The sequence below is a fragment of the Kitasatospora sp. NPDC127067 genome, assembly GCF_042724755.1.
GTDB lineage: Bacteria > Actinomycetota > Actinomycetes > Streptomycetales > Streptomycetaceae > Kitasatospora > Kitasatospora lactacystinica.
The window spans coordinates 1-18922 of sequence record NZ_JBHXEM010000084.1 but is presented as its reverse complement, the minus strand read 5'-3'; the positions used below and the strand labels follow the sequence as shown (position 1 = coordinate 18922).

The 18922-nt window shown below is 69.7% G+C and carries 26 protein-coding genes; 11 read left to right on the top strand and 15 right to left on the bottom strand.

Annotation, left to right across the window (positions count from 1 at the left end; genetic code table 11):
* Nucleotides 1-224: 224 nt before the first annotated feature.
* From ACFWJ4_RS28125 to ACFWJ4_RS28100, 6 genes are all read left to right on the top strand, one after another.
* The gene (locus tag ACFWJ4_RS28125; RefSeq protein ID WP_380548481.1) at nucleotides 225-1619 is read left to right on the top strand and encodes a uracil-xanthine permease family protein; all 1395 of its coding nucleotides are present in this window, start codon (nucleotides 225-227) and stop codon (nucleotides 1617-1619) included.
* A 153-nt stretch (nucleotides 1620-1772) separates the two neighbouring features.
* Nucleotides 1773-2501, top strand: a complete 729-nt coding sequence (locus ACFWJ4_RS28120) for a heparin lyase I family protein (protein ID WP_359910753.1) — start codon at nucleotides 1773-1775, stop codon at nucleotides 2499-2501.
* Nucleotides 2502-2677: 176 nt separating this feature from the next.
* On the top strand, nucleotides 2678-3883 hold the full coding sequence (locus ACFWJ4_RS28115) for a helix-turn-helix domain-containing protein (RefSeq protein ID WP_380548478.1): 1206 nt from the start codon (nucleotides 2678-2680) through the stop codon (nucleotides 3881-3883).
* Nucleotides 3884-4103: 220 nt separating this feature from the next.
* Complete coding sequence (locus ACFWJ4_RS28110) at nucleotides 4104-4379, top strand: hypothetical protein (protein ID WP_380548475.1); 276 nt, start codon at nucleotides 4104-4106, stop codon at nucleotides 4377-4379.
* 41 nt (nucleotides 4380-4420) lie between these two features.
* Entirely contained in the window at nucleotides 4421-5374 is a 954-nt protein-coding gene (locus ACFWJ4_RS28105; RefSeq protein WP_380548472.1) for an MvdC/MvdD family ATP grasp protein, read from the top strand.
* Nucleotides 5371-6510: a methyltransferase domain-containing protein gene (locus tag ACFWJ4_RS28100; protein WP_380548469.1), complete on the top strand. Its 1140-nt coding sequence runs from the start codon at nucleotides 5371-5373 to the stop codon at nucleotides 6508-6510. The genes ACFWJ4_RS28105 and ACFWJ4_RS28100 overlap by 4 nt, the downstream gene beginning before the upstream one ends.
* Before the next feature lie 201 nt (nucleotides 6511-6711).
* Here ACFWJ4_RS28100 and ACFWJ4_RS28095 read toward each other — a convergent pair whose 3' ends face one another.
* From ACFWJ4_RS28095 to ACFWJ4_RS28075, 5 genes are all read right to left on the bottom strand, one after another.
* The gene (locus ACFWJ4_RS28095) at nucleotides 6712-7146 is read right to left on the bottom strand and encodes a peptidase inhibitor family I36 protein (protein WP_380548466.1); all 435 of its coding nucleotides are present in this window, start codon (nucleotides 7144-7146) and stop codon (nucleotides 6712-6714) included.
* Between the two features lie 32 nt (nucleotides 7147-7178).
* Nucleotides 7179-7619 (bottom strand): peptidase inhibitor family I36 protein, encoded by a 441-nt coding sequence (locus tag ACFWJ4_RS28090; protein WP_380548464.1) that lies wholly within the window; start codon nucleotides 7617-7619, stop codon nucleotides 7179-7181.
* A gap of 56 nt (nucleotides 7620-7675) precedes the next feature.
* Nucleotides 7676-8119, bottom strand: coding sequence for a peptidase inhibitor family I36 protein (locus ACFWJ4_RS28085; protein WP_380548462.1), 444 nt, complete (start codon nucleotides 8117-8119; stop codon nucleotides 7676-7678).
* Nucleotides 8120-8362: 243 nt separating this feature from the next.
* A complete protein-coding gene (locus tag ACFWJ4_RS28080; protein ID WP_380548459.1) occupies nucleotides 8363-9487 on the bottom strand; it encodes a WD40 repeat domain-containing protein in 1125 nt (374 codons plus the stop codon).
* A 296-nt stretch (nucleotides 9488-9783) separates the two neighbouring features.
* Nucleotides 9784-10401, bottom strand: coding sequence for a hypothetical protein (locus tag ACFWJ4_RS28075; RefSeq protein WP_380548456.1), 618 nt, complete (start codon nucleotides 10399-10401; stop codon nucleotides 9784-9786).
* 253 nt (nucleotides 10402-10654) lie between these two features.
* On the opposite strand from ACFWJ4_RS28075, the gene ACFWJ4_RS28070 reads away from it, so the two are divergent.
* Entirely contained in the window at nucleotides 10655-11236 is a 582-nt protein-coding gene (locus tag ACFWJ4_RS28070; RefSeq protein WP_380548453.1) for an SMI1/KNR4 family protein, read from the top strand.
* Between the two features lie 102 nt (nucleotides 11237-11338).
* Here the strand turns inward: ACFWJ4_RS28070 and pepN are convergent, their stop codons facing one another.
* Entirely contained in the window at nucleotides 11339-13846 is a 2508-nt protein-coding gene (gene pepN, locus ACFWJ4_RS28065) for an aminopeptidase N (protein ID WP_380548450.1), read from the bottom strand.
* 206 nt (nucleotides 13847-14052) lie between these two features.
* Between pepN and ACFWJ4_RS28060 the strand changes: the two genes are divergently transcribed.
* Nucleotides 14053-14319: a hypothetical protein gene (locus tag ACFWJ4_RS28060; protein WP_380548447.1), complete on the top strand. Its 267-nt coding sequence runs from the start codon at nucleotides 14053-14055 to the stop codon at nucleotides 14317-14319.
* A gap of 157 nt (nucleotides 14320-14476) precedes the next feature.
* On the opposite strand, the gene ACFWJ4_RS28055 is transcribed toward ACFWJ4_RS28060, so the two are convergent.
* The 9 genes from ACFWJ4_RS28055 to ACFWJ4_RS28015 all read right to left on the bottom strand — a co-directional run bounded on the left by ACFWJ4_RS28055 (nucleotide 14477) and on the right by ACFWJ4_RS28015 (nucleotide 17412).
* Complete coding sequence (locus tag ACFWJ4_RS28055; protein WP_380548509.1) at nucleotides 14477-14677, bottom strand: DUF397 domain-containing protein; 201 nt, start codon at nucleotides 14675-14677, stop codon at nucleotides 14477-14479.
* Between the two features lie 149 nt (nucleotides 14678-14826).
* A complete protein-coding gene (locus ACFWJ4_RS28050) occupies nucleotides 14827-14961 on the bottom strand; it encodes a DUF397 domain-containing protein (RefSeq protein WP_380548444.1) in 135 nt (44 codons plus the stop codon).
* Between the two features lie 3 nt (nucleotides 14962-14964).
* Nucleotides 14965-15198 (bottom strand): DUF397 domain-containing protein, encoded by a 234-nt coding sequence (locus ACFWJ4_RS28045; RefSeq protein WP_380548441.1) that lies wholly within the window; start codon nucleotides 15196-15198, stop codon nucleotides 14965-14967.
* 4 nt (nucleotides 15199-15202) lie between these two features.
* A complete protein-coding gene (locus tag ACFWJ4_RS28040; RefSeq protein ID WP_380548438.1) occupies nucleotides 15203-15415 on the bottom strand; it encodes a DUF397 domain-containing protein in 213 nt (70 codons plus the stop codon).
* A gap of 10 nt (nucleotides 15416-15425) precedes the next feature.
* Nucleotides 15426-15626 carry a DUF397 domain-containing protein gene (locus ACFWJ4_RS28035; RefSeq protein ID WP_380548435.1) on the bottom strand — a complete coding sequence of 67 codons (201 nt, stop codon included), beginning with the start codon at nucleotides 15624-15626 and terminating at the stop codon, nucleotides 15426-15428.
* Nucleotides 15627-15770: 144 nt separating this feature from the next.
* Complete coding sequence (locus ACFWJ4_RS28030; protein WP_380548432.1) at nucleotides 15771-15983, bottom strand: DUF397 domain-containing protein; 213 nt, start codon at nucleotides 15981-15983, stop codon at nucleotides 15771-15773.
* A gap of 10 nt (nucleotides 15984-15993) precedes the next feature.
* On the bottom strand, nucleotides 15994-16200 hold the full coding sequence (locus ACFWJ4_RS28025; protein ID WP_380548429.1) for a DUF397 domain-containing protein: 207 nt from the start codon (nucleotides 16198-16200) through the stop codon (nucleotides 15994-15996).
* A 169-nt stretch (nucleotides 16201-16369) separates the two neighbouring features.
* Nucleotides 16370-16582 (bottom strand): DUF397 domain-containing protein, encoded by a 213-nt coding sequence (locus ACFWJ4_RS28020; protein ID WP_380548426.1) that lies wholly within the window; start codon nucleotides 16580-16582, stop codon nucleotides 16370-16372.
* Nucleotides 16579-17412, bottom strand: a complete 834-nt coding sequence (locus ACFWJ4_RS28015) for a helix-turn-helix domain-containing protein (protein ID WP_380548423.1) — start codon at nucleotides 17410-17412, stop codon at nucleotides 16579-16581. Before ACFWJ4_RS28015 ends, ACFWJ4_RS28020 begins: the two co-directional genes overlap by 4 nt.
* A gap of 138 nt (nucleotides 17413-17550) precedes the next feature.
* Here ACFWJ4_RS28015 and ACFWJ4_RS28010 point away from each other — a divergent pair, with 138 nt between their 5' ends.
* From ACFWJ4_RS28010 to ACFWJ4_RS28000, 3 genes are all read left to right on the top strand, one after another.
* Nucleotides 17551-17742 (top strand): hypothetical protein, encoded by a 192-nt coding sequence (locus ACFWJ4_RS28010; protein WP_380548421.1) that lies wholly within the window; start codon nucleotides 17551-17553, stop codon nucleotides 17740-17742.
* 14 nt (nucleotides 17743-17756) lie between these two features.
* Nucleotides 17757-18245, top strand: a complete 489-nt coding sequence (locus ACFWJ4_RS28005; RefSeq protein WP_380548418.1) for an NUDIX domain-containing protein — start codon at nucleotides 17757-17759, stop codon at nucleotides 18243-18245.
* Between the two features lie 137 nt (nucleotides 18246-18382).
* Nucleotides 18383-18820: an ATP-binding protein gene (locus ACFWJ4_RS28000; protein WP_380548415.1), complete on the top strand. Its 438-nt coding sequence runs from the start codon at nucleotides 18383-18385 to the stop codon at nucleotides 18818-18820.
* Nucleotides 18821-18922: the final 102 nt, after the last annotated feature.

The following is an 18922-nucleotide window of genomic DNA, read 5'->3' as shown; positions in this document are numbered from 1 at the left end:
GTGACACCCCGCGAACGGGCATCCGGCCCGTAGCCGGATCCTGTGGCGCGCGGCCGGATCCGCGGTGCGCGGGCGGTGGCCGTAAGATCCCCGACAGCACCGGGCCCGTCGGGCCTCGTCGCACGTATCCGCAGCTCACGCGGGTCCGTGTGATCGCCGGGACATCCGGCGGCCACGAGAATGGTGCGGACAGTTCCCCGGAAGTACAGAGAAAGCGAAACACCATGGATCTCGGCGTGCGCTGGAAGCTGCACGGTGACGGGCGCACGCCCGCACCGGGGGCGGTGGTCCGTCCCGATGAACGGCTCTCCTGGCCCCGCACGGCAGGCCTCGGCGCCCAGCACGTGGTGGCGATGTTCGGGGCGAGTTTCGTGGCGCCCGTGCTGATGGGGCTCGACCCCAACCTCGCCATCATGATGTCCGGCGTGTCGACCGTGATCTTCCTGCTGGCCACCAAGGGCCGGGTGCCCAGCTACCTGGGCTGCTCGCTGTCCTTCGTGGGCGTGGCCGCGGTGATCCGGGCGCAGGGCGGCACCAGCGCGACGGTGACCGGCGCGGTGTTCGTGGTGGGCGTGGCGCTGTTCCTGGTGGGTGTGGCGGTCCAGCGGTTCGGGGCGCGCATCATCCACGCCGCGATGCCGCCGATCGTCACCGGCGCGGTGGTCATGCTGATCGGCTTCAACCTCGCCCCGGTGACCGCCTCGGTGTACTGGCCGCAGGACCAGTGGACGGCGCTGCTGGTGATGCTGTTCACCGGCCTGGCCGTGGTGTGCCTGCGCGGCTTCTGGTCGCGGGTGGCGATCTTCCTGGGGCTGCTGTTCGGCTACGGGATCTCCTGGCTGTTCGACCGGGTCTTCGGGAAGATCCACTCGGTGGACGGCGGCGGTCACATGACCGACCACTGGCGCCTGGACCTGTCGGGCGTCGGCAAGGCGGACTGGGTCGGCCTGCCGACCTTCCACGGCCCGTCCTTCCAGTGGTCGGCGATCCTGGTCGCGCTGCCCGTGGTGATCGCGCTGGTCGCGGAGAACGCCGGGCACGTCAAGGCCGTCGGCGAGATGACGGGCTCGAACCTGGACGACAAGCTGGGCACCGCGATCTCCGCGGACGGCGTCGGCTCCATGCTCTCCACCGCGGTCGGCGGCCCGCCGAACACCACGTACTCGGAGAACATCGGCGTCATGGCCGCCACCAGGGTCTACTCGACGGCGGCGTACTGGGCGGCGGCCGGCTTCGCGCTGCTGTTCGGCCTGTGCCCGAAGTTCGGCGCGATCGTGGCCGCGATCCCGGGCGGGGTGCTCGGCGGGATCACCGTGATCCTGTACGGCATGATCGGGCTGCTGGGCGCGCAGATCTGGACCAAGTCCCAGGTGGACCTGCGCAATCCGCTCAACCTGGTGCCGGCCGCGGCGGGCATCATCATCGGCATCGGCAACGTGACGCTGAAGTTCACCGACACCTTCAGCCTCAGCGGCATCGCGCTCGGCACGCTGGTCGTCATCACCGGCTACCACGTGCTGCGGGCGCTGGCCCCGGCGCACCTCAAGACGCAGGAGCCGCTGCTGGACGAGGGCACCTCCTCGTACGACCAGGACGCCGAGGAGCCGCGCACCCCGTAACGGCCGGGAGCGGGGCCGGGTTCAGGCCAACAGGGCGGCCGGCGGAAGTGTCCGAAAAGGATCTTCCGTCGGCCGTTTCGGCTGGCCGGGCGGGCCGATTGCTGGTCGAATCGCTCCTCGCCCGTGTCCGCCACTCATCCCCCCGGGAGAGGCATGTCCCTTCTGACCCACCGCCGCAAGGCCGCCGCCGCGGCCGTCGCCCTCGCCACGTTCGCGATCACCTGCGGCCAGGCCTCCGCGAGCAGCTCCGCCGCCGCGGGCAAGGTCCTGTGGACCCCGAGCACCAGCACGGGCCCGTCCTCGTTCAAGGCGGTCCAGTGCGCGGCCGGCAACTTCGGGGTGGTGAAGGACTCCGCCAAGGGCAACGTGTGGCGCGCCTTCCAGGCCGGCGGGGAGGAGCGCTGCGAGACGCTCAGCCCGGACCTGAAGGAGGGCGACACCTTCTACCTGGGCTGGTCGTCCAAGGTGGACATCCAGGACACCAACAGCCGGTACGTGTTCCAGCTGAAGTGCTCGCCGAGCACCGACACGGCCAACCACCCGATCGAGATCGACATCGTGAACGGGCGCGTCCGCCTCCAGGAGTGGGACACCGCCCACGTGTCGCACTCCCTGTGGACCGCGCAGACGGCCAACAACACGTGGCACTCCTACGCGCTGAAGATCCGCCTGGGCCGCACGGACGGCACCATCGACTTCTGGTTCGACGGCGTGAAGCAGACGTTCACGACGGGCTCGGGCACGTTCAAGGGCACCACCTGGGACGGCGACCGGAACTACCTCAAGTGGGGCTCGTACCACCCCTCCACGGGCGACGCGACGAACACCTTCACCAGCCCGGTGATGGCCACGACCCTGGAGGCGGCCACCGCCGGCTCGTAGTCCCGAGGGACGCACCGCAGGCCCGGACCGCAGTGGATGCGGTCCGGGCCCGCGCTTGTCGGACTGGGGCTCGGACCTCGCCGAACGCGCCGCTGCGAACAGTGGACAAGTGCCCCGTCGTACCGGGCGTGGCGAGTACCTTCCGAGTACGGCCGTGCACCCGGAAGGAACCCAGGATGACGCATTGGACCGACTACACCACAGGCGAGCGGATCAAACTTCTGCGCGGCCCGGACATGACCCAGGAACAACTCGCCGACGCCTCGGGACTCTCGGTGGCAACGATCCGCAAGGCCGAACGCGATCTCGGCGGGAGCCTTCAGACGTTGCTTCGGATCTCGGCCGCGCTGAACACGGACGTATCGGTGGTCCTCGGCCAGCAGGCGCCCCGACGCGCGATGCGCGGTACCGACCGGGCAATGGTGCGTGAACTGTCCCGCGCCGTCCACGACACCGCCGCCGGGGTCGGTGTCGACGCGCAGCCGCCGCCTCCGGCCGAGCTGGGTGCCGGACTCACCGCCGCATGGGAGGCCTACCGCGTAGGCGACTTCGTCGGCGCGGGCGTGCGTGTCGCTCCGGCTCTGCGCGAAGCCGCCACCGCTCTGCGGGCCGCAACCACCGACCAGCGGGACGCGGCGGCCGGCTTCCTCGCGGACGCCTACCGGCTCGCCGCCTACGTGGCGAACCAGTTCGGCGCCCGCGACCTCGCATACGCCGGTATCGGCCATGCGCAGCACCAGGCACACCAGGCCGGGGATACCGTCCGTTCGGCCATGGTCGCATCGGGCCGCTCGTGGATCTACCTGCGGGATGCCCGGCTCGACCAAGCCGAGCGGACCGCGCGGTTTTCCTACGAGGCGATCGAGCCCCGGTACGGGAACCGTGATCTCGAACTGCTCGCCACATACGGATGGCACGTGACCTTCGCCGCCGTCGTCGCGGCACGGCGGGGCGACGTCGCGGACGCGGACGATCTGCTGGCGCAAGGGCACGCCGTCGCCGCTCGGATGGGCCGGGACGTCACGGTGAACGGTACGGCGTTCGGGCCGGCCACGGTCACCGCGCAGGCCATCGGCATCACGGTGTCGACCGGGCGCCCCGGCAAAGCCCTCAGTCTGTTCTCGTCGATCGGCGACACCTCCAGCCTCACCCCGTCCGCGCGCAACCGGATGCTGCTGGATGTCGCCCTCGCCCAGGCGGAGACCCGGCAGTCGGACACGGCGCTGGACACCCTGTTGGACGTGTGCTCGGCCGCCCCCGGGTGGGCCCGGCACCAGGCTCTGCCGGGAGTGATCGCTCAGAAGGCAAGTGTCGGCAGCGCGACCACCGCCAAGCTTCGGAAGCTCTCCGGCATCCTCGGGACTTCCACAATCATCAGTTGACAAGTGATACGGGGCGTATCACCTGCATCCAGTAGGACTTCGGAAAGTGATACGCCCCGGCCGTTCACCGACAGTGCCCGCATGGTCACAGTGGATCCGTGCTGATACGCCCATCACGAAGTGGTGTGTCAGCCACAGATGCCCCCACGGCGGCCGACACCTCCCGTCCCCGGACGCAGTGCCGGCAACCGCACCACCCGACCTGAGGGGAAGCAACACCATGTCCGTTCTGACCGATCGACTGCCCACGCTGAACATCGCCGTGGACGCGGAGCCGACCGGCCCGCTCGCCACCCGGCCGTTCGGGCTCGACGCCATCACCAACCCGGTGACCGTCGCCCCGTTTCCGCCCGCCTGCGTCGACCCCGACACGCAGTTGTCGCTGATCGACGGCCGCACGGCGATCGACCTGCCCACCATGGACGGATCGGGTTGTCAGACCGAGTCCGACGGGCAGACCGTGATCAGCGTCGACTACGACCAGAACGACGACTGATGTCCGACGGCGCCAGGAGCACGCGGGGCGCCTCTCCCCGCGTGCTCGTCATCACCCACGACCTCGACCCCACAGCCGACTACGTCCTGCGTGAACTCAACGCCCGAGGCGTCCCGTTCTGGCGCACCGACGTCGCCGACTTCCCGCAGCGCATGACCATGACGGCCGAGCTGGGGCCCGATGGCCAGTGGATCGGCACCCTCAACGGTGCCCTGCGGGGCGTCGACCTGTCCGAACTCGCGTCCGTGTGGTGGCGCAAGCCCACCGCCTTCCAGTTCGCCGCCGGCATGTCCGGCCCCGAGCAGCGGTTCGCCGCCTCGCAGGCCAAGCGGGCGTTCGCCGGCGTTCTCGGCTCGCTGCCCGGAGTGCTGTGGGTCAACCGCCCAGAGCACAACGCCGACTGCACGAAGCCCGCGCAACTGACCGCCGCCGCCGGGGCCCGGCTGCCCGTGCCGGCGACACTGGTCACCAACGTTCCCAGGGCGGTACGCGAGTTCGCCGAGCGATGCGGCGGCCGGATCGTCACGAAGGTACTCGGCGGGATCGTCCACACCGAGAACGGGCAGCGGGGCCAGATGTACACCACCCGTGTCCCCGAAGACCGGTGGGACGATCCGCGTGCGGCGCTGACCGCACACCTGTACCAGCAGGAGATCACCGACAAGGCGTACGAAGTCCGGGTGACCTGCGTCGCCGGTCAGCTGTTCCCCGTACGGATCGACGCCCCGGACGGCCCCGGCCGGCTGGACTGGCGTACCGATTCGAAGAACCTCACCTACACCCCGGAACGGCTCCCCGAACCGATCCGTACGGGCATCCTGGACATGCTGCGGCGTCTCGGACTCGTCTTCGCTGCCGTGGACCTGATCGTGGACCGGTCCGGGACGCACTGGCTGGTCGATGTGAACCCGGGCGGGCAGTGGGCCTGGATCGACGTCACCCGCGACGCCGTCACCAACGCGATCGCCGATCTCCTCCAGAAGGGCACCACGTGACCGACACCGCCGAGCCGACTGCCGAGAGCCTGCGCCACGCCATGGTCGACGCGCTGACCGCCGACGGTTCCCTCACCGATCCGGGGTGGCAGCGCGCCTTCCGGGACGTGCCCAGGCACCTGTTCGTGCCGTACTTCTACCGGCAGGGCCCCGGCGGAAGTCAGCAGCGGGTCAGCGGTGACGACCCCGGGCACGCTGCCGAGTGGCTGAAGGCCGTGTACGAGAACCGGGCACTGGTCACCCACCTGATCGACGGGAACACCGCGTCGTCGTCCAGCCAGCCCTCCCTGATGGCCGTGATGCTCGAAGCACTCGGCGAGCGGGCCGACATTCGGGTGAAGGAGATCGGTACGGGCGCCGGTTACAACGCCGCGCTGCTCTCCCATCGCTACGGCGACGACCAGGTGGTGACCGTCGACATCGACCACGACATCACCGACACGGCACGGCGCCGCCTCGGCCGCGCCGGCTACCGGCCAACGGTGATCACCGGCGACGGCGCCGCCGCCCAATCGCCCACCGAGCCGCGGCGATCGGAATCGCGCCGCTACGGCGCGATCATCGCCACGTGCGGACTCTCCCGCATCCCGCTCGCATGGCTGCCCGAGCTCGCCCCCGGCGGCGTGATCGTCGCACCCGTCGGATACGGCATCGCGCGTGTCCACCGGACCGGCGAAGCCGAGGCCGACGGCCGGTTCCTCACCACCCCTGCCTACTTCATGCCCCTGCGGACAGCCGGGGACAGCGGGATCATCCGCCGGCCACAGCTCTCCGACGGCGACCGCCGGCCGTCCACCATCGGTGCCGATGCCCTGGCGGACGAGGACTTCCGCTTCCTGGTCAGCATCACCATGCCACCGCTCGGCTGGCAGTACGACCTCGGCGACGACGGGACGCCGACCGGCGCCCGGGTGTGGACGTCGAACGGCTCGATCGCCGAGCTGCGGCCCGACGGCACCGTGACCGAGACCGGCCCACGCCCGCTGTGGTCCGAACTCGAATCGGCGCACCGCGTGTACCAGGCCCACGACCGGCCGGCACGAGACCGGTACGGCATCACCATCACGGGCGCCGGACAGCAGGTGTGGCTCGACCGTCCGGACGGTCCGTCATGGACGATGAGCCCGCGACGCTGAGCCGGCACGACGGTCCCGGGGCGGGCCGCGCTGGCACCGCATCCACTGCGTTCCGGGTCCCTCCACCCCACTGGTTCGTCGGCCACCGCCCGCTCGTAGTCCCGGGGAACGCACCGCGGGCCCGGACCGCAGTGGATGCGGTCCGGGCCTGCGGTTCAGGCACGTGCGGCGGCCGGCGGGGCCGGCGGGTCCTGCGACGGGTCAGCAGTACTTGAAGGAACTGATCCTGTCGTTGATCCACGACGGGACCGAGGGCCACTGCTCCCAGGGGCCGATCCTGAACTCCAGGCCGGTGTAGTTGTTGTTCTCGTAGAAGCAGATGCTGCTCCCGGTGTTGTTCAGCACGGACGAGGTGGTGTCCTGCATCCCCGTCCACAGGCCGCTCTTCCGCTCCAGCTTGCCCATGTCGCTGATGTTCTGGTCCGAGGCGATCGAACCGAACTTGCCGGTGGCACCGGTGTTGGCGACGAAACCGCCCTCGGACCACAGGCAGACGTAGTTGGTGGGGCACGCTCCGGCGCCCTGCCCGATGCCGAGGATCGTGTTGGCGCTGGCGGAGCCCGCGACGGTCACGACCAGCCCGACGGCGGCGGCGGCACACAGACCGAGCCTGGTCATCTTCCGGGAAATCTTCATGACGATCCGTTCAGGTCGAGGAAAGGAGGAGGTCAGCAGTACTTGAAGGAGCTGATCCTGTCGTTGATCCACGACGGGATGTAGGGCCAGTGCTCCCCGGGGCCGATCTTGAACTCCAGGCCGGTGTACCAGTTGTTCTCGTAGAAGCAGATGCTGCTCCCGGTGTTGTTCAGCACCGACGAGGTGATGTCCTGCATCCCCTTGTCCCCACCGGAGTCGCGCTTCTGGAGCTTGCCCATATCGCCGGTGTTCTGGTTGGACGCGAAGGAGCCGAACTTGTTGTCGTTGATGGTCGTGCCGTTGATGAAGTTGGCCTCCGACCACAGGCAGACGTAGCCGCTGGGGCACGACCCGGCCCCGTGGCCGATGTCGTAGACATTGGTGGCGCTCGCGGAGGTCGCCCCGGTCACGATCAAACCGACGGCGGCGGCGGCGCTCAGGCCGAGCTTGGCCAGGTTCCTGGAAAGCTTCATGACGATCCGTTCAGGTCGAAGAGGGGAAGGGGGAAGGGGAAGGGGGAACGCAGGGGTCAGCAGAACTTGAAGGAGCTGATCCTGTCGTTGATCCACGACGGGACCGAGGCCCACTTCTCCCAGGGGCCGATCCTGAACTCCAGGCCGCCGTAGTTGGTGTGCTCGTAGAAGCAGATGCTGCTCCCGGTGTTGTTCACGACCGAGGAGGCCTCGTCCGTCATGCCCTTCCAGCGCCAGAGCTTGCTCTCGAACTTGAACTGCGCCAGGTCCGCGATGTTCTGGTTCGCGCCCACCGCCCCGTAGTCGATCCCGCCCTTCGGGTTGCCCACGATGTAGTTGTTCTCGCTCCACAGGCACACCCAGTTGGCGGGGCACTTGCCGGGGCCGGTCTCGATCGAGGTGAGGATGTCGGCACTCGCACTCGTCGTCGTGGCGGCGAGCACCCCGGCCACCGTGGCGACACCCACGCCGAGCCTCATCGCCGTCTTCCGCAGGTTCATCATGATCTCCTCTGCTGCTCTTCAACTGCCCAGGGGGCGCTCCGGCGTTCCGCTCGCGGAGCAACACCACTGTGGCGGCGAGGGCCCAGGGGAGGCATCAGTCATCCGACTGCATGTGAAGCCGGCGCCATCGACCTAAGTCGACCCACCGGCGTCCACCGGCATAGGTATCCCCGTACCGTCGTGGGTCATCGGGGTGCACGCGGAGGCAGGCCCGGCTCCTCGGGGGGCCGGTGGGTGCGCTTAGGTGTTCTGTCCCGTGAGGCGCCAGGTCTCCACCCGCTTGTCGTATCCGCCGGTGGCGATCCGCGGCTCGCCGTCGACCTGGATCTGGCACAGGGCGCGCACCCAGCCGCAGCCGAACGGCCCCAGGAAGTGCTGGGCGCCGCCCACCGTGCCCACCCGCTCTCCCGTGGTCGGGTCCCAGAGCTTCACGCCCGGCCCGTCGCCGCCGGAGGCCAGCAGGTACCGCTCCCCCACCTCGATCTGGCACAGGGCGTGCAGCCAGCCGAAGTCGTCCTCCATGACGTGGAGTTGCTCCCCGGTGCCCGGGTTCCACAGTCGCACCTTCTCGTCGATGCCGGCCGAAGCGAGCAGGACCTCGTCCGCGGCCCGTATCTGGCACAGGGCCGTCGGCCAGCCGTCGTGGCCCGTCAGCACCCGCACCTGCTCGCCCGCGCCCGGCTCCCACAGCCGTACCGTCCGGTCCCCGTGGGCGGAGGCGAGCAGGTCCCTGCCCTCGGAGCGGACCGCGCACACCGCCATGACCCCGCCGGCGCCGGGCGAGATGACCCGGACCGGCTCGCCCGTGCCCGGTTCCCACAGCCGGAGCGCCTCGTCGTCCCCGCCGGCGGCCAGCAGCACTCCGTCACCCACCCGCACCTGGCAGACCCCGCGCACGGCGGCCCGCGACCCCTTGAGGACGGACACCTGCCTGCCCGTGCCCGGCTCCCAGAGCCGTACCGTCCGGTCGTCCCCACCGGAGGCCAGCAGGGGCCGGCCGCCGACCTCCACCTCGCACAGGGCGTTCACCCACCCTCCGTGCCCCTTCAGGAAGCCGACCAGGTCCCCCGTGTCCGGGTCGCCGACCCTGATCACCCGCTGGGAGCCCGCGAAGGCCAGCAAGGTCCGGTCGCCCACCCGGACCTGGCACACGGCACTGAACCTCGGGGCGAGCGCCTTCAGCACCGCCTTCCTCACGGCGATCAGAACCACCGCGACCGCCAGGGCGGCGATGAGCGCCTGGACCACCGAGAGCACCCGGAACAGAGCGAGCGCGACGATGACGACCAACAGCAGGCGTATCCGCAGGATCCGGAACACCACGATGTGCAACCCGCGCGGAAGGCCCGCATTGACCGTCGCCACCCCCGCCCCCTTTCGGTGAATCTGATGAGACGTCAAGTGCCGGTAATTCCCTGACACTCAGGCGACCCTAATGCCCGGGGGAGACACCTGCACCCGAACTGCGCCCGGCGGCACGACCGAGTTCCCGGCCGCCGTCCTGACGGGAGAGGCCCCGACGCCGACGAGTGCATCGGCCGGGCTCTGGAGCCCGACCTGTGGCCCTCGTGGAGGACATCTCATGTCGGGGAGCCCACGGGTGCGGACGGGGCTGCCGCGACCCCGGCGAAGGCGATGAGATGTCCTCCTGAGGCCGGAAGCTACTCCAGCCGGAGCTTGAGCCCGCAGCCGCCGGGCCGATCGTCGGTGTCGATGCGGATGGTGGGTGAGCTGAAGTTGTCCACGGAGCTGAAGATGCCGTAGTCCGGGCCGGCGTTCCCGCACTGGGCGGGGTCGCCGTCCGAGTAGAAGTTGATTCCCATCTTCATGGTGGAACTCGACAGGGCGAACGTGAGATCGCATCCGCCCGGCCGATTGTCGGTGTCGATCCGGATGCTGGGGCCGAAGGTCCGGGTCGTCCGGATCGGCACCTGGTGGGTGCCCGGGTTTCCGCACTGGGCGGGATCACCGCCGGGGGTGACCTTGAAGGTGTAGGTGACGGACGAACCTGCCAGTCGATTGTCCGGATCGTAGATACCGAATGCGAGCAGACAGCCGCCGGGGCGGGAGTCGGTATCGAAGCGGATCGCCTCGGTCACGCCGAAGTCGTCCTTCCACTGTTCGCCCGTTCTTCCACCGCACTGGCCGGGGTCGCCATCGGGGTTGAACTGGACGCCGAGCTGAGGGGCGGTGACCAGTTCGGTGCGGGCCTGGGCGAGGGGTACCGGAACAACGCTGATTGCGGCGGCGGTGGCGGTGGCTGCGGAGAGCAGCAGCACCCTCTGCGTGATGCTCTTCATGGCATCGATTCCCTTCGTACGGAGAGCCGGATCCTGGAGTGCAGGATTCCGGCACCCCGAACACCCCAAACCCGCCGCCGGGGGACAAGGAGGGGCGCATCGCCTGAATGGTCCAGCAGCCGACATTCCCGCTCGAAACCAAAGTGTCCGAGCACTGTGTGATCATGCAGAGCCCCACGGGTGGAACCACCGAGGGGACCGCGAACTGCCCCGAGTTGACTGGAGCCGACCCGTGATCGACTTTCTGGAAGAAGTACGCGCGATCATCGGGCCGCCCAGTGGGCCCGGCGTGCCGGCAGAGCGCTGGCACGGGCTGGAAGCCGAGCTGGGCGTGGAACTGCCGGGAGACTTCAAGACCCTGGCCGAGCGCTACGCGCCGATCGAGATCGGCCGGTCGATCTCGCTGAGGGGCCCAGCCGCGCGGGGATGGGACCTGGGCACGTACATACGGGAGACCGTGGTCGCCTACCAGGACTGCGAGTTCACGGACGAGAACTTCCCCGGATTCCCCGCACCCCTGGGGTTCGGCGCGCCGGACGGCCTGATCCCCATCACGCCGACCGCGCACGGGGAAGCGGTGTTCCTGCTGCGCACCGGCACCGGGTACGGCTGGTGCATCGTGGTCTACGTCGGCCACGACGACGAGTTCTACCGCTACGACCTGACATTCGCGGAATGGTTCTGCCGGTACCTGCGCGGAGAGGACATGACCGGGCCGAACAGCGGACAGGAGTTCTCGAACCCGATCGAGTTGACGGACTACGGCGTGCTGCCGATGCGGACGGAGCGATCCGGCCCGGTACGGGATTCGTGAGGACCGCACACGGAACCGGAAGCGGTAGCAGCCGCAGGCCCGGACCGCCACAACGTGCGGTCCGGGCCTGCGGGTTCCTCCGGGTGGCGGTGACCGCCAGGGCTACTGCCCGGTCAGTGCGCGGGCCCGGGCGGCGCGGCGCAGGGTGTCCAGTTGGTCGACCAGGCCGCGCCGGGTCGCCACGGTGAGGTCCGGGTCGGTGAGGCAGGCCTCGGCCGCCCGTAGGGTCCGGTCGGTGGCGGCGAAGGCGGGGAAGGCCGCCGTGGTGAGGACCCGGGCCAGGGCGGGGCCGCGGCGGGCGGCGGCCGGGCCCAGTTCCTTGAAGTAGCGCGTGGTGAGTTCGTCGAGCAGGTCGGCCTGCTCGGGCTGCCACAGTCCCTTGGCGGTGGCGGCGGCCAGGTAGTTGGAGAGCTCGCCGTGGAACAGCGCCTGCCAGGCGGCCTCCTTGGCGGCCTGGTCGGGCAGGGCGGCGCGGCAGCGGGCGGCGCCCTGCTCGCTGGTGTCGCTGGGGTCGGCGGCGAGTTCGGCGGCGATCTCCGGTTCGCCCGCCGCGCCGAGCACGCACAGCCGCGCCAGCAGCTGCCAGCGCAGGTCGGGGTCGAGCTCCGGCCCGCCGGGCACCGTGCCGGCGGCCAGCCAGTCGCGCAGTTCGGCGGTCCGGTCCTCGGCGGCGGTGGCGATCACGCCGCGTACGGCGACCAGGCGCAGGCCGGTGCGGTCCGGCTCGTTCTCGGTGCGCCGCAGCAGGGTGCGGCAGACCCGGGCCAGTTCGGCCAGTGCGGCCGGCCGTTCGGCGGGCGGTACGGCGCAGTCCGCCACGAAGTCGCGGGCGAAGGAGAGCACCGCGTCCACCAGGTGCACCGAGGTCTCGCCGGGCAGGTGGTCGGCGACCAGCCGCAGGTACTCGCCGGGTGCGAGTTCCCCGTCGCGCACCTGGTCGCGGGCGGCGCCCCAGAGCACCGCCCGGGCGAGTTCCTCGGGCACGGCGCCGAGGGAGGAGCACGCGGTCCGCCAGGAGGCGGGGTCGAGGCGGATCTTGACGTAGCTGAGGTCGGTGTCGTTGAGCAGGGTCAGCTCGGTGCCGTCGGCCGGCGGGTCGAGCGGTACGGCGCCGTCGCCGGGCAGGTCGCCCGGCAGGTCGAGCGGCACGCGCTCGGCGAGTTCCAGGGCGCCGTCGGCGGTGCGCCGGTAGTGGCCCGCGGTCAGCTGGTGCGGGCGCAGCGCGCCGTCGGCGGAGGTGTGCTCGATGCGGCCGTCGGTCATCCGCAGGGTGTCGACGCCGCTGGTGCGCAGCCAGCGGTCGGCCCAGGCGTGGACGTCGCGGCCGCTGGCCGCGGCCAGGGCCCGAAGCAGGTCGTCGAGGGTGGCGTTGCCGAAGGCGTGCGCGTCGAAGTAGTCGTTGACCCCGGCCAGGAAGGTCTCCTCGCCGAGCCAGGCGACGAGCTGGCGCAGGACGGCGGCGCCCTTGGCGTAGGAGATGCCGTCGAAGTTCTGCAGCGCCTGGGCGGTGTCGTCGACCGTTTCGGGGGCCACCGGGTGGGTGGAGGGGCGCTGGTCGGCGTCGTAGCCCCAGGGCTTGCGGTCGGCGGCGAAGCCGGTCCAGGCGCCGGTGAAGCGGGTGGAGGCGGCGGTGACGCTGTAGGCCATGTACTCGGCGAAGGACTCGTTCAGCCACAGGTCGTCCCACCACTTCATGGTGACCAGGTCGCCGAACCACATGTGCGCCATCTCGTGGATCACCACCATGGCGCGTTCCTCGCGCCTGGTGTCGGTCACGGCGGAGCGGAAGACGTACTCGTCGCGCAGCGTGACGCAGCCCGGGTTCTCCATCGCGCCGGCGTTGAACTCCGGGACGAAGCACTGGTCGTAGCTGTCGAAGGGGTAGCGGTGCCGGAAGACCCGGTGGTAGTGGTCGAAGCCCTGCCGGGTGATCTCCAGCAGCTCGTCGGCGTCGGCGTCCAGGTGGGCGGCGAGCGAGCGGCGGCAGTGCAGGCCGAGCGGGATCCCGTCGTGCTCGGCGCGCACCGAGTGCAGCGGGCCGGCGACGACGGCGAGGAGGTAGCTGCTGATCGCCGGGGTGGGGTCGAACTCCCAGCGGCCGGGCGAGCTCTGGCGGCCCAGGCTGTTGCCGACCACGGTCCACTGCGGCGGCGCGGTGACGGACACCGTGTACCGCGCCTTGAGGTCGGGCTGGTCGAAGGAGGCGAACACCCGGGGGCCGTCGTCGAGGAAGGACTGGGTGTAGGCGTAGTCCTCGCCGTCGGCGGGGTCGGTGAAGCGGTGCATGCCCTCGCCGGTGTGCGAGTAGGCCATGTCGGCTTCGACGGTGAGTTCGTTGTCGGCCGCCAGGTCGGTGAGCGGGAAGCGGCCGTCCCGCAGGGCGGTGACGTCCAGTTCGCGGCCGTTCAGCACCACCCGGTGGAGTGCGGCCGGTTTGACGTCCACGTAGGTGGCGGCGCCCGGGGTGGTGCAGCCGAAGCGGATGACCGTGGTGGAGCCGAACACCTCCCGGCCGCGGGTCAGGTCGAGGTCGAGGCGGACGGTGCGGACGTCGAGCAGACGGTGGCGCTCGGCGGCCTCGGTGCGGGTGAGGATGGAGGTATCAGACACAGGGGTCATGCTGCTCCATCGGGCGGGCGGGCGGCACCGGTTTTCGGCTCCGGGCGGGGCGCCTTCGTCCCGCGCGGCTGGACGAACTGCCGCGCGTCCGGACGGCGCTCGACCGGTCCGCCCTTCACCGGCGCGGTCGGTTCTCTCTACGATCAGATCCAGGCCAACGTCCACGCCTGGGCGCTGACCGGCCGAGAGGACAGCCCATGCCAGCCGGACCCGGCAGAAGAGCGCTCGCCCTGACCACGGCCGCGGCCGCACTGCTCCTGACCGCCGCCTGCGCCGCTCAGGACACCCGCGCCACCACGGACGGCTGCGCCCCGTCCGCGAACGCCGCGACGGGCCACCCGGTGACGGACGATCCGGCGGCGGTCGCCTCGTACTGGACGGGCGAGCGCGAACACAGCGCCCAGCCGGCACCCATGCCGGGCAAGGGGCGCGCCGACGCCTCCTGCGCGTCACCTCACTCATAGCGCGGGCCCGAGAAGAAGCGGAGCACCGACAGGGTGCCCGCCCGGAGCGGCAGCGCCGGGCGGGATCCTCATCCACGGATCCCAGCGCCGGGGGCGGAGGCGGTTCAGGCCCGAACCGGGAACGGTCCGGTCCGGGCCTGTGCGACCGGGCCGAGGCTCAGAGCACGCCGAACTCGCCGCTGCGGACGGCCGCGACGAACGACATCCAGGCCTCGGCCGGGAAGACCAGAGCCGGGCCCTGGGGGTCCTTGGAGTCACGGACGCTGCCTGGATGTGCGTCATCCACCTCGACACAGTTGCCGCCCTGCTGGCTGTACGTGCTCTTCCGCCACCTGGCGCCGGCCGGGTCGAGTTCCATAGCGCTCACAGCCCTTCCGTGCCCTCCCCCGCGCGCACAAAAACGCTCGACTGGGCAACCCCAGCCGAGCGCCTGACTGTCTCTTCACAGCCTCGACTCTGACGGCAACCAACCACGGGCCGCCATGTCTCCGGAGACCGCCTCCCGTCTCAGGCTTCGCTGAACTCGCCGCTGCGGACAGCCGCGACGAACGACACCCACGCCTCGGCCGGGAAGACAAGAGCCGGACCCTGAGGATCCTTCGAGTCACGGACCGGGGCCAGGCCGGAGAAGTCGGGAGCCAACCGCTACGGCTGGACCGGGAGCTCACCCGCCTTGACGGCGTCGAGGAAGTTCTGGAAGGCCGCAGGGGTGAACTCCAGGACCGGGCCGCGCCGGTGCTGCTTGGTGTCGCGCACCGGGATGGTACCGGCCGGGGTCCGGCCGACCTCGACGCAGTTGCCGTTCTCACCGGCCGAGTAGCTGGACTTGGCCCAGTTGTAGCCGCCCTGGTCGAGGGCGGTGCCGTCGTGCATGGTCATCCTCTCAGGCTTCGCTGAACTCGCCGCTGCGGACGGCCGCGACGAACGACATCCACGCCTCGGCCGGGAAGACAAGCGCCGGGCCCTGGGGGTCCTTCGAGTCACGGACAGGCGCCAGGCCGGGGAAGTCCGCTGTCGCCTCGACGCAGTCACCCCCGTTGTTGCTGTAGGAAGACTTGAACCACCGAACCCCGGACAGATCCACGCCGTCGGCCATGACTCCCCTCTCAGACTTCGCTGAACTCGCCGCTGCGGACGGCCGCGACGAATGACACCCAGGCCTCCGCCGGGAAGACAAGAGCCGGGCCCTGAGGATCCTTGGAGTCACGGACCCTGCCCGGATGTGCATCATCCACCTCGACACAGTTGCCACCCTGCTGGCTGTACGTGCTCTTCCGCCACCTGGCGCCGGCGAGGTCGAGTTCCATAGCGCTCACAGCCCTTTCCGTGCCCTCCCCCGCACACACAAAAACGCTCGGCTGGGGCAACCCCAGCCGATCGCCCGACTACCTCTTCACAGCCTCGACTCGGACGGCAACCAACCACGTGCCGCCATGTCTCCGAAGACCGCCTCAGATGTCGCTGAACTCGCCGCTGCGGACGGCCGCGACGAACGACACCCAGGCCTCCGCCGGGAAGACCAGGGCCGGGCCCTGGGGGTCCTTGGAATCACGGACAGGAGCCAGCCCGGGGAAGCCGGGAGCCACCTCGACGCAAGACCCGCCGTTGTTGCTGTAACTGCTCTTGAACCACCGAGCCCCGGACAGCTCTGCACCGTCGGTCATAACGCCCCTCTCAGGCTTCACTGAACTCGCCGCTGCGGACAGCGGCAACGAACGACTCCCACGCTTCGATCGGGAAGACGAGCGCAGGCCCCTTCGGGTCCTTCGAGTCTCGGACCGGCATGACACCTGGGCAGCCGTCTGCAACTTCGACGCAGCCTCCCTGCCCGTTGCTGTACGTGCTCTTCCGCCACCTGGCGCCCGCCGGGTCGAGTTCCATAGCGCTCACAGCCCTTCCGTGCCCTCCCCCGCGCACACAAAAACGCTCGGCTGGGCAACCCCAGCCGAGCGTCTAACTGCCTCTCCACGGCCTGACCTTGGTCAACCGACCACGTTCCGGCATGCCCTCGGAAGCCCCCAAGCGGGGGCCACCTCCTCCTGACTCAGACTCAAACCTCGCCAAACTCGCCACTGCGGACAGCGGCGACGAACGACATCCAGGCCTTCGCCGGAAAGACCAGAGCTGGACCGTGGGGGTTCTTGGAGTCCCGGACGGGCAGCAGGCCAGGGAACCCGGAGGCCACCTCGACGCACTGTCCACCGTTGCCGCTGTAGCTGCTCTTGCTCCAGGAAGCACCAGTCAGGTCAACGTTCTCGCTCATGCTGAAAAGTCCCTTCGCGCCTTGCTGATCATTTTGAGCGATGCCGCCTGCGACAGCGCTTCCACCTGGAGCAAATCGTATTCCCTTGCCCAGGCGGACACGATCGCCCGGTCGTTCTCCAGGTATCCACGTTGATGCGTCTCGGTGTAGCCGAGCGAGGCGCCGTCGCCGAGATCGAGAAGCGACATGGATCGCATGAACGGGCGAAGCGCGCCCAGGTCAAAGGGAGCGACTTGGACCACATAGTTGGGCTGTCGAGCCAACTTCTCCACATGCGCCAACTGCTGGGACATGACTGCCCCGCCGCCGCCAACCACGGTCCGAAGGCAGCTTTCGTCAAGGATCACATGGATCAGCGGAGCAGGGTCCCTATTGATCCGCTCCTGTCGATTCAGGAGGAGCCGAACGCGCTCGGATCCCTGCTCAGCAGCAACGCTTCCTCGCGCAACCGCACCAGCCTCCAGGGCCTCGGCGTATCCACGCGTCTGTACCAGACCAGGGATGATGCCCAACTCGAACAGCCGGATGGCCCTGGCCTCCCGCTCCTTCGCCGCGTACTCCGGGTAACCCGGCAGGAAGGAAGACCCCCTGAGGCTCCAGTACGTCAGTTCCAGTGTTCCACCGGTGCCAAGAACCAAGTCGGCGATACGAACCCATTCAAGTGTGGGATTGCGCGTCCCTCTTTCGAGGTTCGAAATCTGACTATCACTCAGATTCGTCCGCTCGCCAAGCTGGGTCTGCGTCAAGCCTGCCGCCTTGCGCAGCTTGCGCAGTTGGGCCCCGAACGCCTTGAGAGGCGAGGCCGATGGATCCAGCTGAGACTCACGCATCGTCAGACCTCCACTGCTCCGCGAATACCACACGGGGGAACTGTCAAGTGGGAAAGCCTTCCGATCGTAGCGGGCGAGGCACCACTATGGCTACACCCGGTGATTCGTCGGGAGCACAGAGCAACCGGCGGAGACCTCATGCACCACACGCGAAATCCCGATACTCGCCTTCAACTCCACGAACTCGCACTGGACTTCACCAGCCCGGAGGAAGGCGATCCGCGCGGGAGCATCGTCGCGGAGGTCACGCCCGGGAAGGCCTACCGCCCGCCCGTCGACGGGCGGGCGCTGCCACCCTTCATCAACCCCTCTTACCTGGAGCAGAGTTGAGCAGGACCCGCATCATGAGCAAGCCCCCGGCCCGCCGGTCGGGTCAGCAGATCTTCGCCCTGCGCGATAACCCCGACGGATCGGGCGAACTCTCCGCCCTCCTCGTCGATCCCGTCTACATGGACGGCCTCATCCTCCCCGGCGGCAGCGCCGAGCAGGACGAGCTCCCCCACCTCGCGGCCCGCCGGCACCTCGAAACCGAAACCGGCCTCGTCCTTCCCCTCCGCACCGTCCTCACCATCGACTACATGCCCGCCGCCGAATTCCCCGAGGGCCTCAACCTCGTCTACGCGGGCGGAAAGCTCACACCCCAACAGGCCAACACCGCCAGCCACCACCAGCCCCCGGAAGAACTCCGCGCTCTCCACTGGGTCCCCCGTCACCAGCTCCGTGACCTCATGGCCGAAGACCAGTGCCGCCGTGTCGAGGACGCCTGGGACGCCTGGGAGCACGGCGACGGCCTCCCCCTCCTCGTCCGGGGCGTCCCGGTCCCGGTCGGCTGATCACACCGACACCCCAGAGGCCGGACCGCCATCGCTGCGGTCCGGGCCCTCACTTCAGCAAGACCCCTGAGTCGGCGTCGTAGCGCACCGCACGGCGCACTCCATTCGCACGCAATCCTCCCTTGAGGCACTCCCCCATGCTCAAAACCCACCGCCGCCCCCGCATGTTCGTCGCGCGCCTCGACTCCCGTACCGAGTCCACGCCCCTGGCCCGGTACTTGCTCCGCGCGTACCTCTCCGGGCTGCCCTCCGGGGACCGGTACTGCGACACCGCCGAGTTGCTGCTCGGCGAGTTGTTCGCCAACGCTGTCCAGCACTCCGACGCCCCCGACGACTGCCACATCGAGGTCCGCTTCACCGTCACCGGCTCCCGTCTGCGCCTCGAAGTCCACGACGCCGGCACCAAACACCCGTCCCTCCGAGCCTCCTCGCCGGACGACGAGCACGGGCGTGGCCTGCTCCTCGTCAACGAGTTGGCCGAACGCTGGGGCTGTACCTCCCTCCCCGGCGGCATCGGCAAGTACGTCTGGGCCCTCGTCGCCCCCTCCCCCAGCCCCGCCCTCGTCACCGCCTGAAAGCACACCCCCATGCACCTCACCACCCTCGCCGGCCACGCCCTCTCCCGCGGCCGCACCCCCGCCGACACCTACGCCCTCCTCGCCCGCCGCACCCACAAG

Coding starts and splice junctions, on each gene's coding strand:
- ACFWJ4_RS28120 (WP_359910753.1), top strand. CDS start 1,773: ATGTCCCTTCTGACCCACCGCCGCAAGGCCGCCGCCGCGGCCGTCGCC.
- ACFWJ4_RS28035 (WP_380548435.1), bottom strand. CDS start 15,626: ATGGAACTCGACCTCGCCGGCGCCAGGTGGCGGAAGAGCACGTACAGC.
- ACFWJ4_RS28020 (WP_380548426.1), bottom strand. CDS start 16,582: ATGAGCGAGAACGTTGACCTGACTGGTGCTTCCTGGAGCAAGAGCAGC.
- ACFWJ4_RS28005 (WP_380548418.1), top strand. CDS start 17,757: ATGAGCAAGCCCCCGGCCCGCCGGTCGGGTCAGCAGATCTTCGCCCTG.
- ACFWJ4_RS28040 (WP_380548438.1), bottom strand. CDS start 15,415: ATGGCCGACGGCGTGGATCTGTCCGGGGTTCGGTGGTTCAAGTCTTCC.
- ACFWJ4_RS28000 (WP_380548415.1), top strand. CDS start 18,383: ATGCTCAAAACCCACCGCCGCCCCCGCATGTTCGTCGCGCGCCTCGAC.
- ACFWJ4_RS28030 (WP_380548432.1), bottom strand. CDS start 15,983: ATGACCGACGGTGCAGAGCTGTCCGGGGCTCGGTGGTTCAAGAGCAGT.
- ACFWJ4_RS28045 (WP_380548441.1), bottom strand. CDS start 15,198: ATGACCATGCACGACGGCACCGCCCTCGACCAGGGCGGCTACAACTGG.
- ACFWJ4_RS28085 (WP_380548462.1), bottom strand. CDS start 8,119: ATGAACCTGCGGAAGACGGCGATGAGGCTCGGCGTGGGTGTCGCCACG.
- ACFWJ4_RS28055 (WP_380548509.1), bottom strand. CDS start 14,677: ATGGAACTCGACCCGGCCGGCGCCAGGTGGCGGAAGAGCACGTACAGC.
- ACFWJ4_RS28010 (WP_380548421.1), top strand. CDS start 17,551: ATGCACCACACGCGAAATCCCGATACTCGCCTTCAACTCCACGAACTC.
- ACFWJ4_RS28015 (WP_380548423.1), bottom strand. CDS start 17,412: ATGCGTGAGTCTCAGCTGGATCCATCGGCCTCGCCTCTCAAGGCGTTC.
- ACFWJ4_RS28060 (WP_380548447.1), top strand. CDS start 14,053: ATGCCAGCCGGACCCGGCAGAAGAGCGCTCGCCCTGACCACGGCCGCG.
- ACFWJ4_RS28115 (WP_380548478.1), top strand. CDS start 2,678: ATGACGCATTGGACCGACTACACCACAGGCGAGCGGATCAAACTTCTG.
- ACFWJ4_RS28025 (WP_380548429.1), bottom strand. CDS start 16,200: ATGGAACTCGACCCGGCGGGCGCCAGGTGGCGGAAGAGCACGTACAGC.
- ACFWJ4_RS28095 (WP_380548466.1), bottom strand. CDS start 7,146: ATGAAGATTTCCCGGAAGATGACCAGGCTCGGTCTGTGTGCCGCCGCC.
- ACFWJ4_RS28090 (WP_380548464.1), bottom strand. CDS start 7,619: ATGAAGCTTTCCAGGAACCTGGCCAAGCTCGGCCTGAGCGCCGCCGCC.
- ACFWJ4_RS28125 (WP_380548481.1), top strand. CDS start 225: ATGGATCTCGGCGTGCGCTGGAAGCTGCACGGTGACGGGCGCACGCCC.
- ACFWJ4_RS28110 (WP_380548475.1), top strand. CDS start 4,104: ATGTCCGTTCTGACCGATCGACTGCCCACGCTGAACATCGCCGTGGAC.